The sequence below is a fragment of the Methanomethylovorans sp. genome, assembly GCF_041305605.1.
Taxonomy (GTDB): Archaea; Halobacteriota; Methanosarcinia; order Methanosarcinales; family Methanosarcinaceae; genus Methanomethylovorans.
Genome location: NZ_JBFYLB010000002.1, coordinates 1 through 5,403 on the forward strand (window position 1 = coordinate 1; position 5,403 = coordinate 5,403).

3 protein-coding genes are annotated in these 5,403 nt (G+C 40.4%); 1 reads left to right on the forward strand and 2 read right to left on the reverse strand.

All coding sequences use genetic code 11. The features are described 5' to 3' along the window. The coding region (locus ACCM36_RS00085; protein WP_370571661.1) for an ATP-dependent helicase at window positions 1-2,069 on the reverse strand (2,069 nt) is incomplete at its 3' end. 21 nt (window positions 2,070-2,090) lie between these two features. Continuing rightward, the gene (locus tag ACCM36_RS00090; RefSeq protein WP_370571662.1) at window positions 2,091-4,616 is read right to left on the reverse strand and encodes a tetratricopeptide repeat protein; all 2,526 of its coding nucleotides are present in this window, start codon (window positions 4,614-4,616) and stop codon (window positions 2,091-2,093) included. Window positions 4,617-5,005: 389 nt separating this feature from the next. Between ACCM36_RS00090 and ACCM36_RS00095 the strand changes: the two genes are divergently transcribed. After that, a partial coding sequence (locus tag ACCM36_RS00095) for a DUF6293 family protein (protein WP_370571663.1) occupies window positions 5,006-5,403 on the forward strand: 398 nt, incomplete at its 3' end.

The window sequence follows — 5,403 nt, forward strand, 5'->3', positions numbered from 1 at the left end:
TGTGCAGCTGCGTTAGCTTCTATCATTTCCACAAGCTGGTTTTGTGTATAATTAATATCGTTCAGGAACTGGCTTGGCTTTGAAGCATTCGAGTTTTCCAGATACTTTTCAGGGAAAACAAGATACAATTTCTCTTTTGCCCGGGTCATGGCCACGTAAGCAAGTCTCCTTTCCTCTTCCAGATGCAGCACCTTCTCCTCTGCATCCCGCTGCACTCCCTTTGCTATCTGCAAAGGTACAGTAAATGGTTTCTTCTGATGCTGTAATGGTAAATGTCGTGCAGCCATATCACATACAAATACTGCTTTTGCCTCCTTACCTTTGGACTGATGGATGGTCATGACCTTTACAGTGTTCTCCTCCCCGGCCTCGCCATCCTCAAGGTCCATATCAAAGACCAGTGCCATATGTTCCATGACCTCTTCAAATTCAGAGCCGCCACTTATCATTTCGAGGTCTTCGACCATTCTTACAAGAGCATTTAATACTTCGATGTTCTTTCTTGAAATTCTGGTATCTTCCTGTAGCGCAGAACGATACAGGTCTGTCTTTTCCATTAACAGGTGTTTAAGAGTATCAGAAGGTCGATGGTTCTTCTTGTGGTCGAGGAGTTCCTGCATTCTACCTATTACAGAAGCGACAAGATCTCTCTGATCAATACCAATATCATCGAGATGATTCAGGAGAACCGTGTAAATACCATCTCCTTGCGCACCGTTATTCCGGACAAGTTTTCTCGCCATGGTATTGACCTTCTGCAGGTTGTGCTCTTTTACACCTTCCCTGGAAAAGACCTTTGCAAAGGAAATACCATTATTGAATGGGTCAGATACTATTCTCATATATGCAAGAGCTTCCTGCACAATTGGGAAATAGGTAAGGTGTAACCTGCCCACATCTTCTACGGGTATCATCTGTAGCCTTAAAGCTTCACTGAACTTCCTACCATCATCTCGTTTACGTGTAAGGATGTAGATATCCCTGGGCTCAATACCCTCTTCATCCACAAGCCTTTTAGTTTCAATGGCCACCCATTCGGCTTCGCTTTCATCATCAGGTGCTTTTACTACCTTCACTAACTTTCCGGCACCATTATTTGAAATAAGGTTCTTCTGTTCCCTCTGGGGATTGACCTCGATAAGCTGCTGTGAAAGATCTACGATCTGCTCAGTAGACCTGTAATTCACATCCAGTGTAACTTTTTCAAGCGAATGATAAAAAGTCTGCAACTGGTTGATATTTGAAAGGTAAGCACCTCTGAACCTGTAGATACACTGGTCATCATCTGCCACACAGGTGAGATTTCCCCCTTCAGCCATCAGATGGATAAGATGCAGTTGTGCATAATTAGTATCCTGGAATTCATCGACCAGGATATGATCGTAACGGCTTCCAACTTTTTTTCTTACAAAATCGTTGTTCTCCAGCAGATCACAGGCAAGGTGTATCATATCATCATAATCAATGAAATTGTTCTCCCATTTATACTGTTGATAATGGTAGTAAAATTTTGTAAGATCCCCAAGCTTAAGCAGTTGATCGGTTTCATTGTCTGTAAGAGTAGCTACGGATGTAAGAGAAGCAGAAACGTATGTTTCAAGTTCTTCTGGAAGAATGAGATGATCATGGAACTGGGAAACCCCTTCAAGCAAGCTTGTGATAAGATCCGTGGGTTTAGAAGGAATAGTAATATGGTCAAAACCGAACAGGTCAATATTCCTGATGCCCCATACGTGAGAATGCTCTTTTGAAATAAGTCTGGTCCCGCGATTTATACCCATATCAAGAGAGAATTCCCGAATAAGATCGTTACAGAAAGAATGAAACGTAGAGACAGTAATACCAGTACCAACACCAATGTTCTTTTCTATTCGGTCCTGCATTTCTCCAGCTGCCTTTTCTGAAAAAGTGAGAGCAAGGATCCTGTCAGAAGATATCCCGTCCTTGATGAGTTTCAGTACTTTCTCTTTGATAGTTAGTGTCTTTCCCGACCCCGGACCTGCAAGGATAAGCAGGGGACCAGAAGTATAAGATACTGCTTTTGATTGACCGGTATTAAGTTCAGGCATTAGTGTTCCTCCTGTAGGCATTTACTCCACTATTTTAATCTCACATTCATAGGCTTCCATCAGGTCATCGTAGAGAATTGTGTCCACTCCATTAGTCTCTGCTTCCACTATTTTTGTATCTGTTTCTTTTCCAAGCTTTAACAATGCGCATGATCTGGAACGCATCACTCTTACAACACCTGGTTTAATTTCAAGCGAAGTGTTGAAAGCCTCAACAGCTTTCTCATATTCACCAGCATTAAGGTATGCAATTCCTTTGTAGTACCAGCTCTTGGGATTACCCCAGTTCAGAGAAATGGCTTTTTCAATGGATTCCAGAGCGTCCTTGTGTCTTGAAAGATAAGAAAGAACAAAGCCTCTTTTTGTCAAAGCTTTTACATTAATAGGGTCCAGTTTCAATGCCTGATCAAAATATTCCAGTGCTTCTTCACAACGGTGTTCTTTTGATAGGATATATCCTTTGCAGAACAATGAATCAGCATGGATCGGATTAATAGACAGAGCTCGTTCAATTGAGAATCTCGCTTCTTTGAGTTGGTTGCTTTTTAGATGAGCTGCTCCTTTCCATGACCATGCAATATAATTATCCGGATCAAGTGAAAGCAATTTGTTGAATGAATCTATTGACTCCTCGTACTTTTCCAGGAGGAAAAGTGCAGTAGGTATATTCATTCTGTATTGCTGAATATCGGGTCTCAGTGCTATTGCTTTATTTGAAAAACCTATAGATTCTTCGATCTTGCCTGCCCGCAAATAAGCGGATCCTATTGCATAAAGAGCTCTGTGATTAAGAGGGTTGATAACTATTGATCTTTCGAGGCAATCTATAGCTTCTTCGTACCTACGAGAGTTAAAGTAAGCAATTCCTTTTCCGTACCATGTGCTTGATGAAGCTGATCCTGAGTCTTTCGAGTTATCAAAGGCTTGAAGAGCTTCTTCATACTGTTTGAGCTTCAGGTGCAAACAAGCTTTTTCATACCATTCTTCACTGCTGCCAGGATGCATGTTCACTACTTGCTTTTTTCCTTTCAGCTGCCTGGAATCGTATTCTTTTTCCCACTTTTTGCAGAGGTCTTTGCATCTATAGTTCTCAGGTTCAATGGACAAAGCTTCCTTTATATCAAAAATAGCAGTTGGTAGACTACCTTCTTTATAGAAGGCCTCAGCTAATCCGATAATATTGTCTATTATTTTGTATGGCAAGATCTTACTGGCTATATGTTGTCCTTCCAGGCCTGTTGAGGGTTCAAAGAGAACGTTGATCTCGTTACCCCATTTTACTGTATCGACCTGCGATCGGAGTTCATCATCCAAGATGTCCATATAATAGAAATAGCGCTCAGTTCCATTAGCATCTCTTAAGAACCCGAATCCTCTATCAGATTTGTACGAATAGATGTTACCATATTTCAGATCAAGTTTCTTGAATGGTATTTCAGTTTCGCAGGTCTGTGTTTCTTTAGTGCAAATATCTGTTAGGCCTTTGGAAAGAATCTTTTCTTTCAATAGGTCAGTATTAGCATCATATTCTGGGTCTGGCTGTAGAGACAAACCTTCTATTGTTGACTCCAAGAGATTGATGACAGCAAAGTCCTCAAATGACTGCATTCCCAGAAGATCTTTTAGTTTCAATGCTTTTTTATGCATCTTGTTTTCAATAAGTACAAGCATCAAGGAACCAAGCATTAGATCATACTTTTCTTTATTCGCCTCGTGGGCATTGGTATCAAGGGAACAGAAAGTTGCTGTCATTGCCCTTTTGAAGATATAGTAATTTCCAGAAATTATAGCTGACAAACAGAATTGTTTCCACGTACCTACGTCATCCCACGGTGAAACCACATTGAAATACAGCCCGAGGTCGCAATATGTCTTTTCATTCATGTTGGCTCTGAATGCTTCGCAAGCTGCATTGTATATGAATTCAGGCTTTGGCTCTGCAAGAAAAGCCGTTTTGAATTCGTTGGCTGCTTTTTTATGTTCGTTGACGAGTGAATAGAACATACCTGCCTTGCAATTGAAAGCACCATGTTGTGGATATGTTTTCGCAAGTTCCGATAGCTCGGAAGCAAGGAATGATAAATGGAAAAAATTGTTCTTTTTAAGCGATGAGCGATATTGATCGTTTATCCTGTTCCATTTTCTTTTATCTTCCTGGACACGGTCAGATTCAATGCCTGAAGGAAACTCCATTTTGATGTCTTTTAATTGAAAATCATTTTCCTTAAGATCGCCCAGGATCTTGTTAATCTCCTGCATTGCAGAGATATGTTCAAACAAATATTCGTTTTCATCTGTATTGTCGGAGTGGTCATTTTTCTCTAAAATGATATCTGAACTGACACCCTGAGTCTCGGCAGAAGAAAATGATTCAACTTTCCACATACCTATTATGCGATGGGCTATACCATAGACATGTGTTTCGTTCTTGATTATAATGTAATCGTCACCAGAAACCTCTACAGAGCCTTTTATTCGCTCTCCATTTTGCAAAAGAACAGTTATCTTCCCACTGTTTTTCAGGTAATTATCCAGTTCCTTGAACACCCTAACCACCCATTATATTTAGCTTTTACAAAATATAATAATCTTTCCATTTTAAATTTGAGTTTGTCTGTTGTTATGTTGTTATTTACTCTCATTATGAATGGAAACAGATGCTGTTTCCGGGTCACCTGCAATATTACGGTCCACAGAGGTTTTTATGCAAAGTGACCCGGTAGCATCTAACTCTTTTGTTTAGAGTGGATGCTTTTGCGCACCACTAACCACCTATCACAGTTAGATGTCAACCATCAAACTGTGAATGTTTACTATGTACAGTCTATGATAAATATATACTTTTTGATGGTATTGGCAACTTATATGCGCTAAAACTCTATTGATGGCTTGGAGTGTCCATACATATATATAGTATATATAATAATATTTCTCCAATGGCAGATTACACGCTTATAACTACATTATACACTCTTGAACCAGTACTTATCTGTGTTACAAGGCTTTCTCCATCTAAGATAATTATATTGACTGAAGAAGACACAGCAGAAAAAAAGGTGCAGGCTGAACAGGTACTAGAAGCTACGTTTGGCAAGGTCATAGAGATTAAGAAGGCGATCACCTCCCTTTACGACCCTGTCAGGGTTGCCCAGGACGTGGCAACACTGATCGAAAAAGAGCATGCTCTGGGAAGAAAGGTACTAATAAATGTCTCAGGAGGCCGCAAACCCCAGGCATTCGGTGCCTTATTCGGTGCCTATGCCCGCAGTGACATGGTCACACGGATAGTGTACGTGACAGAGGAAGATAACTTCATCATTGATTTCCCTGTACT